Genomic DNA, 19,432 nt, shown 5'->3' on the forward strand with positions numbered 1-19,432 from the left:
GTTTCTGCGCCCTGCAACCCCAAATCTGATTACTGGCCGTGCCACCTAAACCCAATGGAAGCGTGCACGAAGTAAAGCGTACAGTGGGACTGCATTATCCTAAACGCTTCGAGCTTGCTTTCCTAAAAAAGCAAACCGTATTTAAAGATTTTAAGCTGTTAATATTTTGTCCTTATTCAATTGAAACTTATTTTCTAAAATATTCGGTTAAAGTTGTAAAATAAATAATAAAAACTTTCTGCGTTAATTTCAAGCTTTAAAATTAACCGATAAACTTATTGAACCGAATACCATTTCATTCTGTAATTGCACAAATATTTAATGGTAACTAACTATCAAATAATTGTTTATAATTGCCATAACTAACTACAAAATATAAATTTAATGAGCGTAAGCTTCGATTTTTCAGAAACAGAAACTCAGCAGAGTGTAAAGGCCATGGTCCGCGATTTTGCAGAGAAAAACATTCGTCCACATATAATGGAATGGGATGAGGCACAGTATTTTCCTGTTGAATTGTTTAAACAGCTCGGGGAACTAGGTTTAATGGGCGTTTTAGTTCCCGAAGAATATGGTGGCTCCGGACTGGGCTATCAGGAGTATGTTGATATAATTGTAGAAGTAGCCCGGGTTTGTGGTTCAATCGGTTTATCATTAGCTGCACACAATTCTTTATGTACTGGCCATATTCTGGCATTTGCCAATGAAGAACAGAAACAAAAGTGGCTGCCGAAGCTCGCAACAGCCGAGTGGATTGGTGCCTGGGGATTAACCGAAGCCAATACAGGTTCGGATGCCTTAAGAATGATGACCACTGCGGTTGAAGATGGCGACGATTACATTATTAATGGGGCAAAAAATTGGATTACCCATGGCAAAAGCAGCGATATTGCGGTTGTTATGGTAAGAACAGGGGAGCAGGGGAGCTCGAAAGGGATTTCGGCCATTGTGGTAGAACGTGGTACACCTGGTTTTACCGCTGGGAAAAAAGAAAATAAACTGGGCATGCGGGCATCAGAAACCACAGAAATGATTTTTGATAATTGTCGCGTACCAAAAGCTAATTTGTTGGGCAATGTTGGCGAAGGCTTTAAACAGGCCATGAAGGTTTTAGACGGCGGAAGAATTTCTATTGCTGCATTGGCCTTAGGGATTGCAAAAGGTGCTTTTGATGCTGCTGTTGCCTATTCGAAACAACGCCAGCAGTTTGGTCAGCCAATCTCCAGCTTCCAGGCCATTAGTTTCAAACTCGCTGATATGGCTACAGAGATTGAAGCAGCAGAGTTATTGATCAGGCAGGCGGCAGATTTAAAGAACAGGCATTTGCCTATGACAAAAGAATCGGCAATGGCGAAATATTTTGCCTCAGAAGTTTCGGTAAGGGTAGCTACAGATGCCGTTCAGATATTTGGTGGTTATGGTTATACTAAAGACTTTCCGGTTGAGAAATTTTATCGGGATAGTAAGTTATGTACAATAGGAGAGGGAACATCAGAAATACAAAAAATTGTAATTGCCAGAGAAGTATTGTCGAGGTAGAGGGCTTAGGCTTAATGTCGATCACCTTAAACTTTACACTCTAAGCCTCAACCTTATTAAAAACCAAATATATTATGAGTAATCCGGACGGTTTAACCGCCTCCGGATTTTTTTTGTTTTAAAATTTTCAAAACCAAGCTGATTAAAACTATGTTTTTACTAAAGACTAAAGTTGTTTGGCGCTTAGCGGTAGGCGTTTGGAGCAGTTAAACAATTAACCGAATTAACCATTCTTGAAATATTGAACTAATAATTAATAAATAAAGAAAATGGCAAAGTATTCAGAAAAAGCAGGTGAGAAAGTAGAAAAAACCATGCATGAGATGAAAGAAGGTAAGCTTAAAAGCGGATCAGGTAAAAAAGTGACTTCCAAAAAGCAGGCTATTGCTATCGGATTATCTGAAGCCAGGAAAGAAGGGGCGAAGGTGCCTAAAAAAGATTAGAAGGTGAAAAGTTTATGGTGTAGGATTTTAAAACTAATCTTCAGAATAATAATTCCCCCTAAACCCTAAACCCTAAACCCTAAACCATTTGCCTTATTGCGTTATATCTTTCGTGGTTAAAATGCTATCCACAACATAAACACTAAATCCACGCCATGGCAGGGTGTGTTTATATTCTTTGTAGTGTAATTCGAAAAATTTGCCACTATTGGCCATCATTTTTTCAGCAATTTCCTGATTAGCGATAGAAAATTCGAATTCGTTGTTCTGTAGCGTTCCTGTTTGTCTAGATTTTATTCCGCTCTGGATCAATTTCCCTTCGTAGGTTTTAAATATGTAGCCCTTTTTCACTACATAATTTAATTCGCCGGCTTTTACGCCTTCGCCAAAAACAAAGAAATAACGATAATAGCAAATTGCTACGAGTAAAATAACGACTATGACTGCGATAATTGAGCCTACTTTTTTGCCTGTTGTCATTTTAATTTTTTGAATTAAAAGTAAGAAAAGAATAGAATATACTAACCATCTCGACTAAAAAAATGCAAGCGTATTTTTGCTGATTTAATACTGTTTTTTTTGTGTTAAAAGTTTTTTTAGTTTGATTTTTGTGTTTAATTTCTAGTTTTTTTAGATTTTAATTGTTTTTTTTTATTAATTATTTGTTTTGTATATTAAATTATTACATTTTTTATTCTTTTTTATTGTGTTTTTTTAGTTTTTTTATAAAAATCATAACCTAAACAAACTTTTTTAACCAAATATCACTATTTTATTAAGTGAATTTTTTAATTCACGGTAAGATGGGTGGTATTTTTTTTTGTTTTTAATCAGATCTAAGGGTTTTTTCTTGAATGTGTGTGGCTTTTTTAGCTTATTGATCGATTGTATAAGGTTGGTTTTGTAATTGAATGCAATTTCCTCAATAATAACTAATCAATAAACTAAAACTAAAAGCATGAAAGAAAAATTACTCGTTTCGTTCCTTCTCGTGGTGATGAGTTTCTCTGTATTGGCACAACAGAAAAAAATTACCGGAAAAGTTACATCAGAAAAAGATGGCCTTCCTATCCCAGGCGTTTCAGTTGTGGTACCTGGTGCAAGAATTGTAGCACAAACTGGCAGTGATGGCGTATATAGTATTGCTATCCCCAACAGCACCGCTTCTCTTACCTTTCGTTTTATTGGTTTTGCAAGCAAAACCGTTTCAATTACTGGTTCAACTTTAAACGTTGCACTGAAAGAAGAAAATAATGATTTAACCGATGTTATCGTAACTGGATACGCTACATTAAGGAAGAAAGATAATATCGGATCTATTTCCACAATTTCGGGTAAAGATCTCGAAAATAAACCCGTTCAAAGTTTTGACCAAGCTTTGGGCGGAAAGGCTGCCGGTGTTCAGATTACCATACCCAATGGTGTGCTAAATAATCCTCCGGTTATCCGTATCCGGGGTACAAACTCAATATCATTGAGTTCTTATCCTTTAATCGTAATCGATGGTGTGGCCACCTACACAGGAGATTTGAGTGGTTCTAGTGCACCAGGTAATGCCCTGTCGAGTATAAATCCAAATGATATTGAGCGTTTGGAGGTTTTAAAAGATGCAGCTGCATCGGCTATTTATGGTAGTCGCGGAGCTAACGGCGTTATACTAATCACCACTAAAAAAGGGAAGACAGGTAGGGCAGTTGTTAATTTCGATACCTGGGTTGGGTCTACCAAGCCAAGAAACTTGCCCGTATTATTAGATGCATACCAATACACTGATCTTAAAAATGAAGGTTTGAGAAATGCAGGTACTTTCGATAATACGAACCCTGTTTTAGCAAACAGGAAGTATTTCGCACTATCAAATGACGCTTCAGGAAATGTAATCAATACCAATTGGTACGATTATGTATATAGAACAGGTTATTCCAATAGCAATACCTTGAGCATTTCGGGTGGTAATGAATTTACAAACTATTACATGTCTGGTAGTTATACTAAACAAGAAGGTATTGTGGCAAATAATAACTACAATAGAAAGGCTGGATTATTTAAGGTTGATCATCGGGAAGGGAAGATTTTTGCTGTTGGTGGTAAGTTGTCCTATTCGAATGAAGAAAACCTCTCTGCCACATCTACTGGTTCTTTGGCCGGAGAAGCTTTCGGAACAGGTGGGCTTGGTAGGTTGGCAATTGTAACGGCGCCCAATGTTTCTCCCTATAATAACGATGGAAGTTACAGTGTGTTTAACGCAACAACTATTGGTAGGGGGGCAAATGTGGGTTCGGATGTTGGGTTTTATAATCCGGCGGCAGTACTTAATTTAGACCGCTCGAATAATGAGATCAATCATATTCAAGGCAATATTTATTTGCAGGCAAATATTACCCCTTGGTTAAATGCCAAATCTACCTACGGAATCGACTATATATTTTCTGATAACGATTCTTTTGCTAATCCAATTAATGGTGGTTCGGCAGCTGCAGGTGGTTCAGCAGCCGAAAGTCTGAATAAAAACAAACGCTGGGTGTTAACAAATACTGTCCAGGCAAACCGCACCTTTGCTCAAAAACACAATGTCTCCCTATTATTGGGTAATGAGCAACAAAGGAGTACTTCTTTGGGGTTTGGCGCATCGCGTACAACACTATCAGATCCTGCATTTAATGTTTTCGCCGCTGGGTATGCTACGCCATCGGTAAATGTTGCCAACATGGGCGAAAATTACCTTGTTTCTTTTTTCAGTGGGTTAACTTACGATTATGATAAGAAATATTATCTAACGGCAAACGTCCGCCAGGACGAATACTCTGCATTTGGAGCAGACAATAAAAAAGGCGTTTTTTATGGAATAGGATTGGGTTGGGAAATAGCAAATGAGAAATTCTGGGCAAAAGCAGGTTTAGATAAGGCTTTTTCAAGTTTTAAGATTAGAGGTTCATACGGAACGGTAGGTAATACCAGTGGTTTAGGAAACTTGGCTTCATATTCATTCTATAGTACAGGTTTATACAACGGTTCGCCAACTTTAGTGCCTAGCCAAACAGGAAATGACCAAATTGGCTGGGAATCGAGCAAAAAGCTTGATTTAGGCTTTAATTTTGGTATTCTGAACGATAGGATTACTGTTGAGGCAGCTTATTATAAGAACTCACTTGATGGCTTAATTTACGAAGTTCCTCAGGTGCCATCCGCGGGTTTACCATCAAGACCTCTGCTTAATATCGCCTCTATGTATAATAAAGGATATGAGTTTACTGTTAGCGGGGATGCCATTCGCTCCGCTAGCTTTAGTTGGTCTCCTTCCTTTAACATATCATATAATAAAAATGAAATTACTTCACTTTCGGAGGGACTAACTCAATTTATACAAGCCACATCTACATTAGAATCGGCAAGTATTTCGAAGGTTGGAGGGCCCTTGGGAATGATTTATGCTGTCCAAACAGCTGGTGTAGATGCAGCCACAGGCAGAAGAATTTTTATTGAAAAATCTACAGGAAAAAAAGTGCTTTATCAACAAGTGGCTCCTACTGGGCAATTCAGATACTCTTATGAAGATGGTACAGAAGCCAAGAATGGTATTTCCTTAAATAATGACGGCATTGCTTACCGCAATACCCAACCTAAATTTTCGGGAGGTTTCGATAATACATTTCGCTACAAACAGTTTGATTTAGGTCTTACTTTTACGTTTCAACTTGGCTTTTATATTTATTATGGAACAAACTCTGGTTTAAGAGATCAGCGTTTTTGGAACAACTCTGAAGATATGTTAAGAAGATGGACGGCACCAGGTCAGGAAACTGATATTCCAAAAATCATCAATGGAGATAACGTTTCTAATGGTTCATCATTCCCTATTGATGTTAATGTTTTTAAAGGCGATTTTCTTAAATTAAGGAGCGCCAGTTTTGGCTACACACTGCCAAAAGACTTTTTGACTAAAATAAGGCTTTCAAATGTAAGGATATACGTGAGCGGAAATAATCTTTTGATTTTTACGAAATACCCCGGATCAGATCCAGAAGTATCTTCAAATGGAAATTCAATTGCAGGTAACTCTGCCCAAGGGGTAGAAAGAAACTCAGTAGGGAATGGTAGAGTGTTTACAGCAGGTTTATCAGTTAAGTTCTAATAAATAATTTAAAAAAAATGAAAAGGAGACTAATATATATCACTTGTTTAACAATTGTTTTGTTTGCAAGCTGCAAGAAAGAATTTCTTACGCCAGAGTCAGAAACTGCTGTTGCAACGCTCAATTATGCACAGTTTTCAACTGTAGGAAGAATTCAGGGCCAGGTATTGGGTTTGTACGCTGGTTTAAGGGCGGGAGACTTTTATGGAAGCCGTTATCTGGTTTATAACGAACTCAGGGCAGATAATTTTATTGCACAAAGCAGCAACTCAGTAACGGCTTACCAAACCTATAATTATACACTAGGAAATGGTGCACAAGAAGTTACTGATTTTTGGGCTTCTGCCTACAACACGATAAACAGATGTAATTTGTTTATTGAAGGGATGGCGGCAAAAGGAACTTCGGTAGTTGGCGATGCAGTAGCCAAAAACTATATTGCAGAGGCTAAATTAATTCGTGCCATATCTTATTATAGCTTACTTCAGCTTTATGCCAGACCTTATTATGATGGTTTGGGAATAAAACCGGGTTTGCCATTGCGTTTAACAGGGAATTCGGTAGCTGGGAATTACGATCTGGCCAGAAGTTCAGTTGGTACGGTTTATACGCAGATTCTGAAAGATTTAAATGAAGCAGAAACAGATCTGCCCTTAACTTACGGAACCGTTGCGGTAACTAATGTAACAAGAGCGCATCGAAATACAGCAATTGCATTTAAAACAAGGGTATATCTTACCATGCAGAAATACGCCGAAGTAATAACTGAAGCAAATAAAATTGTAAGCACCGGTGCCCCTTTTATAGCTACAACAGGTGTTCCGCTTTCTTTGCAAAATGATATTACCAATGTGTTTAAAGCCCCATATACCACAAGCGAATCCATTTTGTCGATGCCCTTTGTAAGTGGAACTGAAGTAGGCGGAGGACAAAGTGCTTTAGGCTCATATTTTTTTGGGGTAAAACTATACTCTTTAAATCCAAGTGGAATTATCGGAGATCCAACTTTTACAACTGCAGATAAAAGAAGGAGTTTTATTACCATATCTGCAGGGTTACCTTATATGTCTAAATTTCCCACACTTGCCGCCGCGGGATATGCAGATTATGTTCCGGTGATACGTTATTCTGAGGTATTGCTTAATCTTGGTGAGGCTATTGCAAGAAGTACAAATTCTGTAGATGCAAGAGCTGTTGCCTTGCTCAATGCTGTAAGGTCTAGATCGGATGCAACAACTGTTTTTACCGTGGCAGGCTTTGGTTCATCACAAGCCTTGTTTGATACTTTCCTCAAAGAGCGTAATATCGAATTTTTGGGCGAGGGTTTTAGGAGTCCTGATTTGTTACGTTTAGGCTTAACCATCCCTGGTAAAAGCAATGTTGATCCTGTGCCTCCAACTTCGACACAATATATTTGGCCAATCTCGGGAGCAGAGTTGTTGTACAATAAACTCATGACTGATAATTAATATTTTTATGCACGCATAAAGAGATAATCTGCTAACAAAGATTGTCTCTTTATGTTATTGGCTATTGTTTTTGAGTGCTTAAATTTTGTTTTATTGTAATAATGGAGAGAAGGGTAAGTGTCATTTTTTAAAGATGCTACTATTTAATCTCAATTAAATCTAAAAATAATAACCAAACCTTTCTAGTTTTCAATATTTTGCTTACATTTGCAGCCCCGATAACAAGGGAAAATTTAAAAACCACGAGAGGAGGTATTTCAGCGTTATGATCATTATCAACATTAAAGACGGCGAATCATTAGATAAAGCCCTTAAACGTTTCAAGAAAAAGTTTGAAAAAACTGGTGTATTGAGAGAACTACGTAGTCGCCAAGCATACGAGAAAAAATCCGTTGCTCGCCGTACTGAAATTAAACATGCTGTTTACATTCAGAATATGAATCAAGATACAACTGCATAGTTGTTTAAGATATAATATATTAAAGTCCCAATCGTTTGATTGGGACTTTTTTGTTTTAAAAAGAAATGAAAAACTTTACAATAAACAATTAATTAATGATTTCTTTATATCAAAACTATTTGTAACTTCATATCAATACCCCGCAAAACGTTATTGAATGTTGCTAAAAAGTTTTATCACCTATTTAACTCACGAGAAGCGCTATTCTCCGCATACCGTTACTTCTTATCAAGCAGATTTAAATCAATTTGAAGAATTTGTTAAGCGATCGGAACTGGATTTTCTTGAGGTAAAACATACCCACCTGCGCAGTTATCTGGTTGAGCTGATGGAGGAAAAAATATCGGAACAGACCATTAATAGAAAACTTTCAGCTTTGCGGAGCTTTTATAAATTTTTGCATAGAGCCGGAAATATTGATCAAAATCCCACTGCTTTAATTAAAGCCCCAAAAACCCCTAAAAGGCTGCCTGTTTTTGTCGATGCACAAAAAATGGATCATTTATTAGATTCGGGGCAATATTTCGATGAAAGTTTTCCTTCCGTTCGAGATCATTTGGTAATCGAACTGCTTTTTGGAACTGGTATGCGTTTAACAGAACTGCTGCAGTTAAAAGATACTGATATTGATATTTATTCAGGAACGATAAAAGTATTGGGTAAAAGGAATAAAGAAAGAATTATTCCTGTAAATAAACAGCTTATCAATCAGGTAAATACCTATATTGACCTAAAAAAGTTGCAAAACTTTAATAACAATTTGCTTATCTTAATCGTTACCAATACAGGTGCAGCGGCATATCCAAAATTAATATACCGTATTGTTACCTCATACCTAAACCACGTATCAAGCAATGAGAAGAAAAGTCCCCACGTGCTCCGGCACAGTTATGCAACAAGCCTGTTAAATGCAGGAGCAGATCTGAATGCAATTAAAGAACTTTTGGGCCATGCCAGTTTAGCGGCAACCCAGGTTTACACCCATAATTCGATCGAAAGATTAAAAACAATTTATAAACAAGCCCATCCAAAGGCATAAAAAAAGGAGGAAAAATGAAAATCGGAGTTCAATCAATCCACTTCAGTGCAGACAGTAAGTTGTTAGATTTTATACAAAAAAAAGCAAATAAGCTAGATCAGTTTTTCGACCAGATTATTAGCGGGGAAGTGTATTTAAAGTTAGAGAATGTAGAGGACGAGGCCAATAAGATCAGTGAGATTAAACTCATTGTACCTGGAGGTACCCTCTTCGCTAAAGAACAATGTAAATCATTTGAAGAAGCCACAGATCTGGCAATCGAATCGTTAAGAAAGCAGATTACGAAACATAAAGATAAAACACGTGCGAAATTAAGTGAGCATAAAGCAATTTTAAGTGAAAGCGAAGCCGCTGACTATTAATAAGCCACAAAAATTATATAAGCGAAAGAGCAGTACAGTTAAATGTGCCGCTCTTTTTGTTTTTGATGATAACGTTCTTTGGTGTCGCCATCTCGAGCGTACTTTTGATGTTTCGCTAACGCTTCAGTTGGGATTACGGCATTTCTTTATATCAGTTTTCTCAAATAATTAAAGAAAACCGAGCGCTATTCGTGCATGTTGCTATCAACTAATTCTAATTTTTTAAACAATTCTTCATAAAGAAAGCCTGTCTTGCTACCTAAATTTCAACTTTATTGAAATTAATTTGTTCGTTATTTGTTGTTGATTATTGTGATTACGCATTATAATCACGTTTAAGAGGACAATAGCCGAAAAAAAAGGAAAAAAAATATTCAATTTTAAGCGATTGATTATTAAGCTTCTTCAGGCATATAATGAGCACTAACTAAAATAACTTCATTATTTTTTTCAAATTTATTTTGAAGTGAAATATAAGTGTGTATATTTGCATTCCCTTTCGGAAACGGTGTTAGGCCAAGAAGAAAAGGCTTGTTCTTTAAAAAGATAAAAGTTTTAAAAAAACACGTTAATAGTATGAAAAATGAAGATTTTTCGTATCATTGCACAAAATTTAAAGCCTCCTTAGCTCAGCTGGTAGAGCAACTGACTTGTAATCAGTAGGTCATTGGTTCGATTCCGATAGGAGGCTCTTTTTATTTTAAAGTGTTAGCATTTTAAAGTAAAAGATGGGGAGATTCCAGAGCGGCCAAATGGGACAGACTGTAACTCTGTTATCGCAAGATTTCGAAGGTTCGAATCCTTCTCTCCCCACACTTTAAATGAATGACCAAATGTTTTAATGATAGAATAATTCTCTCATTCTTTCATTCAATCAATCACTGGTTTTTAAAAGCGGAAGTAGCTCAGTTGGTAGAGCGATAGCCTTCCAAGCTATAGGTCGCGAGTTCGAACCTCGTCTTCCGCTCCAATAAAAATTAGAAAGTGGGCAGTTATCGGTAACAGTTTTAACATAGTTAAAACTAAATAAGCTGGAACTGGAAACTAAAAAGCCGACTTAGCTCAGCGGTAGAGCACTTCCTTGGTAAGGAAGAGGTCGTGGGTTCAATTCCCATAGTTGGCTCAGGTATAATAAAGCTTTGTTAAATCTGTTTAATAAGCAGAGTAGACAAGGTTTTTTGTGTTGAAGTAACAATAAATAAAAAATAATAAAAAGTTAACCTACTAATTAGTTATAAATAAAATGGCAAAAGAAAAATTTGACCGCAGTAAACCGCACTTAAACATCGGTACAATCGGTCACGTCGATCACGGTAAAACAACTTTAACAGCAGCTATTACAAAAGTTTTGGCTGATGCTGGTTTAACTGAGGCACGTTCATTCGATTCAATTGACTCTGCTCCAGAGGAAAAAGAAAGAGGTATTACAATCAATACAGCTCACGTTGAGTATTCAACAGCTAACCGTCACTATGCGCACGTTGACTGTCCAGGTCACGCGGATTACGTGAAAAACATGGTTACTGGTGCTGCTCAGATGGACGGTGCAATTATCGTTGTTGCTGCTACTGATGGTCCAATGCCACAAACTCGCGAGCACATCCTATTAGCTCGTCAGGTTGGTGTACCTTCATTAGTTGTATTCATGAATAAAGTGGATATGGTTGATGATCCTGAATTATTAGAATTAGTAGAAATGGAAGTTCGTGAATTATTATCATTCTACGAATTCCCAGGTGATGATATTCCTGTAATCCAAGGTTCTGCATTAGGTGGATTAAACGGCGATCCTAAATGGGTTGGTAAAATTATGGAATTAATGGATGCTGTTGATAGCTACATTCCAATTCCTCCACGTTTAACTGATCTTCCATTCTTAATGCCTGTTGAAGACGTATTCTCAATTACTGGTCGTGGTACTGTTGCTACTGGTCGTATTGAGCGTGGTGTAATCAACTCTGGAGATCCAGTTGAGATCTTAGGTATGGGTGCTGAGAACTTAAAATCTACAGTAACTGGTGTTGAGATGTTCCGTAAAATCTTAGATTACGGTGAAGCTGGTGATAACGTAGGTTTATTGTTACGTGGTATTGAGAAAACTGATATCCGTCGTGGTATGGTAATCTGTAAACCAGGTTCAGTAACTCCTCACACTGATTTCAAAGCTGAGATCTATGTATTATCAAAAGCAGAAGGTGGTCGTCACACACCATTCTTCAACAAATACCGTCCTCAATTCTATTTCCGTACAACAGACGTTACTGGTGAGATTTCACTAGCTGAAGGTACTGAGATGGTAATGCCAGGTGATAACGTTACAATCACTGTAAAGTTGATCAACGCTATCGCAATGGAAAAAGGTCTACGTTTCGCTATCCGTGAAGGTGGTAGAACAGTAGGTGCTGGTCAGGTAACTGAAATTTTAAAATAAATCCTAAATCCCGGTTTACCGGGACTTAAGAAAAAATAAGAAAAGCGAAGTGTTTGGGTACACTTAAACACTTCGCTTTCTAAATACGGGAATAGTTCAACGGTAGAATAGAGGTCTCCAAAACCTTTGATCAGGGTTCGAATCCTTGTTCCCGTGCTCAAAACAGTGGTTGAGTAATTGAATGAGTGAATGATTGAATTTGAAAGTTAGCTTTCGAATATTATCATTCACTCATTTAGTCATTCTGTCATTCAATAAATTAAATATGGCTAAAGTAGTTGAGTTTATAAAAGAATCGTACGATGAAATGACCCAGAAGGTTACATGGCCTACCTGGGGCGAACTGCAAAGTTCTGCAATTCTTGTATTAGTGGCTTCTTTAATTATTGCATTGGTTATTTTTGCAATGGATAAAGGATCAACATTTGTGTTAGATACTTTTTATAAATCACTTTCTAATTAATATTTACTAATGAGCGATCTAAAGTGGTACGTTGTAAGGGCTGTTAGCGGTAAAGAAAAGAAAGTAAAGCAGTATATTGATGCTGAGATCAGCCGTTTAGGTTTCTCTCATTTGGTTCCGCAGGTTTTAATACCAATGGAAAAATACTACCAAATGAAAGATGGTAAAAAAATCGCCAAAGAACGTAACTTTTATCCAGGTTATGTTTTAATCGAAGCTACATTAGATGGAGAATTAGAACATATCATTAAAGGAATTAATAGTGTGATTGGTTTCTTAGGTGATAAAGCTGGTAATCCTATCCCAATGCGCCAGGCAGAAGTGAACCGTATTTTAGGTGTGGTTGATGAAATGAGTGAGCAGGGCGAGACCATGAATGTACCTTACTATGTTGGCGAAGGTATTAAAGTGATGGACGGACCTTTCAATGGTTTCTCAGGTATTATCGAAGAGGTAAACGAAGAGAAGAAAAAACTGAAAGTAATGGTTAAAATCTTCGGTCGTAAAACACCACTTGAGCTTAACTACATGCAGGTAGAAAAAGAATAAGAAATTTTTTAAAATAAAATAAGACCGCAAGATTTACTTTTTGCGGTTTTTTCTTTTTAATGGTTTTTTAAATTGCTTACAAAAACCTAAGTTTTAAGCTGTAAGAACAAAGGAGTTATCTTTATTTGAGATTGAAAAGATTGCATATCCTATAATTGTATAGTCGGTACAATGGTTGTTCTTAACCGTTATATCAGGTATATTCCTAATATGTTATACATTTAAAAATATATTTCGCTGTATCTATTGCAGTAATGTAAGATTATCCATATCTTTGCAGTCCTTTAAGCTTTATAGGAGCTATAAGGAATTAAATGTTACATGCTTCCACTATTTAACATTGAGTTTTAAATAAACAAAAAACACAAAATGGCAAAAGAAGTCAGTGCAATGATCAAATTACAGATCAAAGGCGGAGCGGCAAATCCATCGCCACCAGTAGGACCTGCATTAGGTGCTAAAGGGGTGAATATCATGGAGTTTTGCAAACAGTACAACGCTCGTACCCAAGATAAAGCAGGTAAAGTATTGCCAGTTGTAATTACTGTTTATGCTGATAAGTCATTCGATTTCATCATCAAAACCCCTCCGGTAGCTATTCAGTTAAAAGATGCTACTAAATTACAGAGTGGTTCTGCTGAGCCTAACCGTAAGAAAGTTGGGTCGGTGACCTGGGACCAGATTAAAGTTATTGCTGAGGATAAAATGCCTGATTTAAATGCATTTACAATCGAATCAGCAATGAGTATGGTTGCTGGAACAGCACGCAGTATGGGAATCACCGTTTCTGGTGACGCACCCTGGAACAATTAATTAAAAAACAGTTTACAACAGTGGCGAAATTAACTAAAAATCAAAAAAAGGCACATGCTAAAATAGAAGCTGGTAAAGCTTATACTTTGAAGGATGCTGCTGCTTTGGTAAAAGAAATCACTACTACTAAATTCGATGCTTCAGTTGATATTGATGTATCTTTAGGGGTAGATCCGCGTAAAGCCAATCAAATGGTACGTGGTATTGCTACTTTACCACACGGAACAGGTAAAACTGTACGTGTTTTAGCTTTAGTAACTCCTGATAAGGAAGAAGAAGCGAAAGCAGCTGGCGCAGACTTCGTAGGTTTAGACGAGTATGTAGCTAAAATTGAAGGTGGTTGGACCGATGTAGACATTATTATCACTACACCAGCTTGTATGGCTAAGGTAGGTAAATTGGGCCGTGTTTTAGGTCCAAGAAACTTAATGCCTAATCCAAAATCTGGAACAGTAACTAACGAAGTTGGTAAAGCTGTAACAGAAGTTAAAGCAGGTAAAATTGATTTTAAAGTAGACAAAACGGGTATCATACACGCCTCGATAGGAAAAGTATCATTCCCAGCAGATAAAATTTATGAGAATGCACTTGAGATTATTCAAGTAATTTCTAAATTAAAACCATCTGCTGCAAAAGGAACTTATTTTAAGAGCATTCACGTGTCTTCTACAATGAGTCCTGGGATTGCAATTGAAACAAAATCAGTAGCGGGGATCTAATCATGAACAGAGAAGAAAAAAACGAAGTAGTTTTAGAACTACAAGGACAAATGCAAGAGTTTGGCAATTTCTATATTGCTGATACATCTAGCCTTTCTGTAGAGCAGATCAATAACATCCGCCGCAAATGTTTCGAAGGTGATATCGTAATGAAGGTTGCTAAAAACTCTTTAATCCGCAAAGCGATTGAAGGTTTAGATGGCGATGCTTCTGAGATATACGAAGCGCTTAAAGGTTCATCATCATTATTATTCTCAAAAACAGCAAACGCTCCGGCTAAGTTGATTAAAACTTTGAGAAAAACTTCTGATAAACCTGTGCTTAAAGCAGCATATATAGATTCATCAGTATACGTTGGCGACGATCAATTGAATAACTTAGTAAGCTTAAAATCAAGAGAAGAGCTTATTGGCGATATCATTGGATTATTACAGTCACCAGCTAAAAATGTTCTATCTGCACTTCAATCAGGCGGTAGCAAAATTGCAGGAATTGTTAAAACTCTTCAAGAAAGAGAAGGTTAACGAACACCTTAAGTTCGCAAATTAAACAAAATTATTACACACGTAAATTTTTAAAATCTTAATAAAATGGCAGATTTAAAAGCGTTTGCTGAGCAATTAGTAAACTTAACAGTAAAAGAAGTTAATGAATTAGCTCAAATCTTAAAAGATGAGTATGGTATTGAGCCTGCAGCTGCTGCTGTAGTTGCTGGTCCTGCTACTGGTGGTGATGCACCTGCTGCTGCTGCAGAAAAAACATCTTTTGATGTAATCTTAAAAGAAGCTGGTGGTCAGAAATTAGCAGTTGTAAAACTTGTTAAAGACTTAACTGGTTTAGGTTTGAAAGAAGCTAAAGACTTAGTAGACGGAGCACCAAAAGAATTAAAAGCTGGTGTTGCTAAAGACGAAGCAGAAGCTCTTAAAAAACAATTAGAAGAAGCTGGAGCAGTAGTTGAGATTAAGTAATCACTTAACTTAGCTAAGCTAAAAATGTATTAGACACCGACTGAAAATGTCGGTGTCTTTACCTGTTTATAAACATCTCATTTTGTTTGGTTAATGAGCCTGTTTAAAATCTGAACCAAACAAATAGTTTATTCTTAAACTAAAATCTTTTAGTCCATTGGCAAAGACAGTCGAACAAAGAGTAAATTTTGCAACTAGTAAGCACATTATAGACTATCCGGATTTTCTGGATGTGCAATTGCAATCATTCAGAGAATTTTTCCAGATAGATACCACATCAGACGACCGCTCAAGCGAGGGTTTGTTTAAAGTGTTTGCTGAAAACTTTCCAATAACAGATTCAAGAAATATCTTCGTATTGGAGTTTCTTGATTATTTTGTTGATCCGCCACGTTACGATATACACGAGTGTATTGAGCGTGGATTAACCTACAATGTTCCATTAAAAGCAAAGCTTAAGCTTTCTTGTAATGATGTAGAACATGAAGATTTTGAAACCATTATCCAGGATGTGTACTTAGGTACTATCCCGTATATGACACCAAAAGGTACGTTTGTTATCAACGGTGCAGAACGTGTTATCGTTTCGCAATTACACCGTTCTCCAGGAGTGTTCTTCGGCCAAAGCCGCCACACTAACGGAACCAAATTGTACTCTGCACGTGTAATTCCTTTCAAAGGTTCATGGATCGAGTTTGCTACAGACGTTAATAACGTGATGTATGCTTATATCGATCGTAAGAAAAAATTCCCGGTTACCACTTTATTACGTGCTATCGGTTACGATTCTGATAAAGACATCTTGGAACTTTTTGATCTTGCTGACGAAGTAAAAGTTAGTAAATCTGGTTTAAAGAAATATATCGGTCGTAAACTTGCGGCAAGGGTATTGAAAAAATGGGTTGAAGATTTTGTTGATGAAGATACCGGTGAGGTAGTTTCTATCGACCGTAATGAAGTGATTCTTGAAAGAGAAACCGTTTTAGAAGACGAACACATTGATATGGTTATCGAAGCTGGCGTAAAAAGCATCATCTTATCGAAAGAGGATGGCGCAAGTCAGGCTGATTATACCATTATATATAATACATTACAAAAAGATACCTCAAACTCAGAAAAAGAAGCTGTAGAAAACATCTATCGTGCTTTGCGTAACGCAGAACCACCTGATGAGGAAACAGCGCGTGGTATCATTGATCGTTTATTCTTTTCTGATAAACGTTATGATTTAGGGGATGTTGGTCGTTACCGCATTAACCGTAAATTGAAAATGAATACGCCTGATGAGGTTAAAGTATTAACAAAAGCAGATATTATTGCGATTGTGAAATACCTGATCAAATTGATCAACTCAAAAGAGGAAGTGGATGATATCGATCACTTGTCTAACCGTCGTGTACGTACGGTAGGTGAGCAATTGTACGCACAATTTGGTGTTGGTTTAGCCCGTATGGCCAGAACAATCCGTGAGCGTATGAACATTCGCGATAACGAGGTGTTTACACCAACTGATTTGATTAACGCCCGTACGTTATCATCTGTTATCAACTCTTTCTTTGGTACCAACCAGTTATCTCAGTTCATGGATCAAACGAATCCATTAGCAGAGATTACTCACAAACGCCGTTTATCGGCATTAGGCCCAGGTGGTTTATCACGTGAGCGTGCCGGTTTCGAGGTGCGTGACGTTCACTATACCCACTATGGTCGTTTATGTACGATTGAAACCCCAGAGGGACCAAATATTGGTTTGATTTCATCACTTTGTGTGCATGCAAAAATCAATAATTTAGGTTTCATTGAAACACCATACAAACGTGTTGAAGATGGTAAAGTAGTTGTTGATTCAGACGTTATTTATTTATCAGCAGAAGATGAAGATGGTAAAACCATCGCTCAGGCAAATGCAGAGTACGATGATAAAGGTAACTTTACGACACCACGTGTTAAAGCGCGTTACGAGGGTGACTTCCCGATTATTGAGCCTGAGAAATTAGACTTAATGGACGTTGCACCTAACCAGATTACTTCAATTGCTGCTTCGTTAATTCCATTCTTGGAACATGATGATGCGAACAGGGCTTTGATGGGATCAAACATGCAACGTCAGGCCGTGCCATTGTTACGTCCTGAAGCACCAATTGTTGGTACAGGTTTAGAAGGTCGCGTTGCACGTGACTCGAGAACGCTGATCAATGCAGAAGGTGATGGTATTGTAGAGTATGTTGATGCTAACGAGATTACCATTAAATATGAACGTAACGAAGATGATCGTTTAGTTTCATTTGAAGGCGATAGCAAAACTTACCGTTTAATTAAATTCAAAAAAACCAACCAGAATACTTGTATCAACTTAAAACCAATCGTTAAGAAAGGTCAGAAAGTTACCAAAGGACAAGTGCTTTGCGAAGGTTATGCAACTGAAAATGGTGAATTGGCATTAGGTAGAAACTTGAAAGTGGCGTTTATGCCTTGGCAAGGTTTCAACTTTGAGGATGCGATTGTAATCAACGAGCGTATTGTTCGTGATGACGTTTTCACTTCATTGCATATTGAAGAGTTTGAATTAGAAGTACGTGATACTAAACGTGGAGAAGAGGAATTAACACCAGATATCCCGAACGTTTCTGAAGAGGCTACTAAAGACCTTGATGAAAACGGTATTATCCGTATTGGTGCTGATGTAAAAGAAGGCGATATTTTAATTGGTAAGATTACGCCAAAAGGAGAATCTGATCCTTCGCCGGAAGAGAAATTACTACGCGCTATTTTTGGTGATAAAGCAGGTGATGTTAAAGATGCGTCTTTAAAAACTCCTCCTTCAATCCAAGGTGTGGTAATTGATACTAAATTATTCAGCCGTGCTAAGAAAACTACAAAAGCTGAAGAAAAATCAGCAATTGAGAAATTAGACAAAGGATATAACAATATCACTGAGAAATTAAAAGCTGAATTAGTTGACAAATTATTCACCATTGTAAATGGAAAAACATCGCAAGGTGTATACAACATTTACAAGGAACTATTGGTTGCTAAGGGAGCTAAGTTTACGCAGAAAATTTTAGCCGAACTTAATTATGATCACATTAGCCCTAACAAATGGACTACTGATGATGATAAAAATGAGCTGATTAAAATGTTGCTGCATAACTACGGTATCCGCGTTAATGAAGAACTTGGTGCTTACAAACGCGATAAATTCGCAATTAGTGTAGGTGATGAGCTTCCATCGGGTATTGTACAAATGGCAAAAGTTTATGTTGCTAAAAAACGTAAGTTAAAAGTAGGTGATAAAATGGCGGGTCGCCACGGTAACAAGGGTATTGTTGCACGTATTGTACGTGATGAAGATATGCCTTTCTTAGCTGATGGTAGCCCGGTTGATATCGTGTTGAACCCACTAGGTGTACCTTCACGTATGAACCTTGGTCAGATCTACGAAACCGTATTGGCATGGGCTGGTAAAGAATTGGGTGTTAAATTTGCAACTCCGATTTTTGATGGTGCTACGCACGATGAGGTGGAAGAATGGATTGCTAAAGCAGGTGTTCCAGCTTCAGGAAAAACCTACTTATACAATGGTTTAACAGGTGAGCGTTTCGATCAGACTACAACTGTAGGTATTATCTACATGTTGAAATTAGGTCACATGGTTGATGATAAGATGCACGCCCGTTCAATCGGACCATACTCATTAATTACACAACAACCATTGGGTGGTAAAGCCCAGTTTGGTGGTCAGCGTTTTGGTGAGATGGAGGTTTGGGCATTAGAGGCATTCGGTGCAGCTAATATTCTTCAAGAGATCTTAACCGTTAAGTCGGATGATGTAATCGGAAGGGCCAAAACTTACGAAGCCATTGTTAAAGGTGAAAACCTACCAACGCCAGGTGTACCAGAATCGTTCAACGTATTGGTACATGAGTTACGTGGATTAGGTTTAGATATTACGTTAGACTAAGTATTAAGTATTAAAGTATCAAGTATCAAGACGGGTAATCCGATCTTGATACTTGATGCGAAATACTTGCTACTCAAAACAAAA

The 19,432-nt window shown here is 37.4% G+C and carries 16 protein-coding genes and 5 tRNA genes; 20 read left to right on the forward strand and 1 reads right to left on the reverse strand.

Annotated elements, in window-relative coordinates; translation table 11 throughout:
• Positions 1-384 precede the first annotated feature (384 nt).
• Together FHT21_RS02850 and FHT21_RS02855 are read left to right on the forward strand one after the other, a co-directional pair.
• The gene (locus FHT21_RS02850; RefSeq protein ID WP_167293271.1) at positions 385-1,539 is read left to right on the forward strand and encodes an acyl-CoA dehydrogenase; all 1,155 of its coding nucleotides are present in this window, start codon (positions 385-387) and stop codon (positions 1,537-1,539) included.
• Between the two features lie 269 nt (positions 1,540-1,808).
• Positions 1,809-1,982 carry a DUF6496 domain-containing protein gene (locus FHT21_RS02855; RefSeq protein WP_167293272.1) on the forward strand — a complete coding sequence of 58 codons (174 nt, stop codon included), beginning with the start codon at positions 1,809-1,811 and terminating at the stop codon, positions 1,980-1,982.
• Between the two features lie 93 nt (positions 1,983-2,075).
• On the opposite strand, the gene FHT21_RS02860 is transcribed toward FHT21_RS02855, so the two are convergent.
• Positions 2,076-2,462 (reverse strand): hypothetical protein, encoded by a 387-nt coding sequence (locus FHT21_RS02860; RefSeq protein WP_167293273.1) that lies wholly within the window; start codon positions 2,460-2,462, stop codon positions 2,076-2,078.
• Between the two features lie 478 nt (positions 2,463-2,940).
• Here FHT21_RS02860 and FHT21_RS02865 point away from each other — a divergent pair, with 478 nt between their 5' ends.
• The 18 genes from FHT21_RS02865 to rpoB all read left to right on the forward strand — a co-directional run bounded on the left by FHT21_RS02865 (position 2,941) and on the right by rpoB (position 19,348).
• Positions 2,941-6,114: a SusC/RagA family TonB-linked outer membrane protein gene (locus FHT21_RS02865; RefSeq protein WP_167293274.1), complete on the forward strand. Its 3,174-nt coding sequence runs from the start codon at positions 2,941-2,943 to the stop codon at positions 6,112-6,114.
• A gap of 17 nt (positions 6,115-6,131) precedes the next feature.
• The gene (locus FHT21_RS02870) at positions 6,132-7,583 is read left to right on the forward strand and encodes a RagB/SusD family nutrient uptake outer membrane protein (protein ID WP_167293275.1); all 1,452 of its coding nucleotides are present in this window, start codon (positions 6,132-6,134) and stop codon (positions 7,581-7,583) included.
• Between the two features lie 265 nt (positions 7,584-7,848).
• On the forward strand, positions 7,849-8,043 hold the full coding sequence (rpsU, locus tag FHT21_RS02875; protein WP_086549247.1) for a 30S ribosomal protein S21: 195 nt from the start codon (positions 7,849-7,851) through the stop codon (positions 8,041-8,043).
• Positions 8,044-8,200: 157 nt separating this feature from the next.
• Positions 8,201-9,082 carry a tyrosine-type recombinase/integrase gene (locus FHT21_RS02880; protein WP_167293276.1) on the forward strand — a complete coding sequence of 294 codons (882 nt, stop codon included), beginning with the start codon at positions 8,201-8,203 and terminating at the stop codon, positions 9,080-9,082.
• A 14-nt stretch (positions 9,083-9,096) separates the two neighbouring features.
• The gene (gene raiA / locus FHT21_RS02885) at positions 9,097-9,444 is read left to right on the forward strand and encodes a ribosome-associated translation inhibitor RaiA (protein ID WP_025143266.1); all 348 of its coding nucleotides are present in this window, start codon (positions 9,097-9,099) and stop codon (positions 9,442-9,444) included.
• Between the two features lie 618 nt (positions 9,445-10,062).
• Positions 10,063-10,135: transfer RNA gene (locus FHT21_RS02890), tRNA-Thr, on the forward strand.
• A 39-nt stretch (positions 10,136-10,174) separates the two neighbouring features.
• Positions 10,175-10,257 (forward strand) — tRNA-Tyr (locus FHT21_RS02895).
• Positions 10,258-10,338: 81 nt separating this feature from the next.
• Positions 10,339-10,414, forward strand: a tRNA-Gly gene (locus FHT21_RS02900).
• Positions 10,415-10,495: 81 nt separating this feature from the next.
• A tRNA-Thr gene (locus FHT21_RS02905) sits at positions 10,496-10,567 on the forward strand.
• Positions 10,568-10,687: 120 nt separating this feature from the next.
• Positions 10,688-11,875, forward strand: a complete 1,188-nt coding sequence (gene tuf, locus FHT21_RS02910) for an elongation factor Tu (RefSeq protein ID WP_086545150.1) — start codon at positions 10,688-10,690, stop codon at positions 11,873-11,875.
• Positions 11,876-11,960: 85 nt separating this feature from the next.
• Positions 11,961-12,031: transfer RNA gene (locus tag FHT21_RS02915), tRNA-Trp, on the forward strand.
• 109 nt (positions 12,032-12,140) lie between these two features.
• Positions 12,141-12,338 carry a preprotein translocase subunit SecE gene (gene secE / locus FHT21_RS02920; RefSeq protein ID WP_029279332.1) on the forward strand — a complete coding sequence of 66 codons (198 nt, stop codon included), beginning with the start codon at positions 12,141-12,143 and terminating at the stop codon, positions 12,336-12,338.
• A 9-nt stretch (positions 12,339-12,347) separates the two neighbouring features.
• Positions 12,348-12,887: a transcription termination/antitermination protein NusG gene (nusG, locus tag FHT21_RS02925; RefSeq protein ID WP_025143263.1), complete on the forward strand. Its 540-nt coding sequence runs from the start codon at positions 12,348-12,350 to the stop codon at positions 12,885-12,887.
• A gap of 369 nt (positions 12,888-13,256) precedes the next feature.
• Positions 13,257-13,700, forward strand: a complete 444-nt coding sequence (gene rplK, locus FHT21_RS02930; RefSeq protein WP_010601094.1) for a 50S ribosomal protein L11 — start codon at positions 13,257-13,259, stop codon at positions 13,698-13,700.
• Positions 13,701-13,720: 20 nt separating this feature from the next.
• Positions 13,721-14,419, forward strand: coding sequence for a 50S ribosomal protein L1 (gene rplA / locus FHT21_RS02935; protein ID WP_025143259.1), 699 nt, complete (start codon positions 13,721-13,723; stop codon positions 14,417-14,419).
• 2 nt (positions 14,420-14,421) lie between these two features.
• Complete coding sequence (gene rplJ, locus FHT21_RS02940) at positions 14,422-14,943, forward strand: 50S ribosomal protein L10 (protein WP_010601096.1); 522 nt, start codon at positions 14,422-14,424, stop codon at positions 14,941-14,943.
• Between the two features lie 66 nt (positions 14,944-15,009).
• Entirely contained in the window at positions 15,010-15,387 is a 378-nt protein-coding gene (rplL, locus tag FHT21_RS02945; protein WP_167293277.1) for a 50S ribosomal protein L7/L12, read from the forward strand.
• Between the two features lie 157 nt (positions 15,388-15,544).
• Positions 15,545-19,348 (forward strand): DNA-directed RNA polymerase subunit beta, encoded by a 3,804-nt coding sequence (rpoB, locus tag FHT21_RS02950; RefSeq protein ID WP_167293278.1) that lies wholly within the window; start codon positions 15,545-15,547, stop codon positions 19,346-19,348.
• The last annotated feature ends 84 nt before the right edge of the window (positions 19,349-19,432 follow it).

The sequence above is a fragment of the Pedobacter sp. SG908 genome (genome assembly GCF_011759615.1).
GTDB lineage: Bacteria > Bacteroidota > Bacteroidia > Sphingobacteriales > Sphingobacteriaceae > Pedobacter > Pedobacter riviphilus.

Coding starts and splice junctions, on each gene's coding strand:
- FHT21_RS02865 (WP_167293274.1), top strand. CDS start 2,941: ATGAAAGAAAAATTACTCGTTTCGTTCCTTCTCGTGGTGATGAGTTTC.
- rplK (WP_010601094.1), top strand. CDS start 13,257: ATGGCAAAAGAAGTCAGTGCAATGATCAAATTACAGATCAAAGGCGGA.
- FHT21_RS02880 (WP_167293276.1), top strand. CDS start 8,201: ATGTTGCTAAAAAGTTTTATCACCTATTTAACTCACGAGAAGCGCTAT.
- FHT21_RS02870 (WP_167293275.1), top strand. CDS start 6,132: ATGAAAAGGAGACTAATATATATCACTTGTTTAACAATTGTTTTGTTT.
- secE (WP_029279332.1), top strand. CDS start 12,141: ATGGCTAAAGTAGTTGAGTTTATAAAAGAATCGTACGATGAAATGACC.
- rpsU (WP_086549247.1), top strand. CDS start 7,849: ATGATCATTATCAACATTAAAGACGGCGAATCATTAGATAAAGCCCTT.
- tuf (WP_086545150.1), top strand. CDS start 10,688: ATGGCAAAAGAAAAATTTGACCGCAGTAAACCGCACTTAAACATCGGT.
- nusG (WP_025143263.1), top strand. CDS start 12,348: ATGAGCGATCTAAAGTGGTACGTTGTAAGGGCTGTTAGCGGTAAAGAA.
- rplL (WP_167293277.1), top strand. CDS start 15,010: ATGGCAGATTTAAAAGCGTTTGCTGAGCAATTAGTAAACTTAACAGTA.
- rplJ (WP_010601096.1), top strand. CDS start 14,422: ATGAACAGAGAAGAAAAAAACGAAGTAGTTTTAGAACTACAAGGACAA.
- FHT21_RS02860 (WP_167293273.1), bottom strand. CDS start 2,462: ATGACAACAGGCAAAAAAGTAGGCTCAATTATCGCAGTCATAGTCGTT.
- raiA (WP_025143266.1), top strand. CDS start 9,097: ATGAAAATCGGAGTTCAATCAATCCACTTCAGTGCAGACAGTAAGTTG.
- FHT21_RS02855 (WP_167293272.1), top strand. CDS start 1,809: ATGGCAAAGTATTCAGAAAAAGCAGGTGAGAAAGTAGAAAAAACCATG.
- FHT21_RS02850 (WP_167293271.1), top strand. CDS start 385: ATGAGCGTAAGCTTCGATTTTTCAGAAACAGAAACTCAGCAGAGTGTA.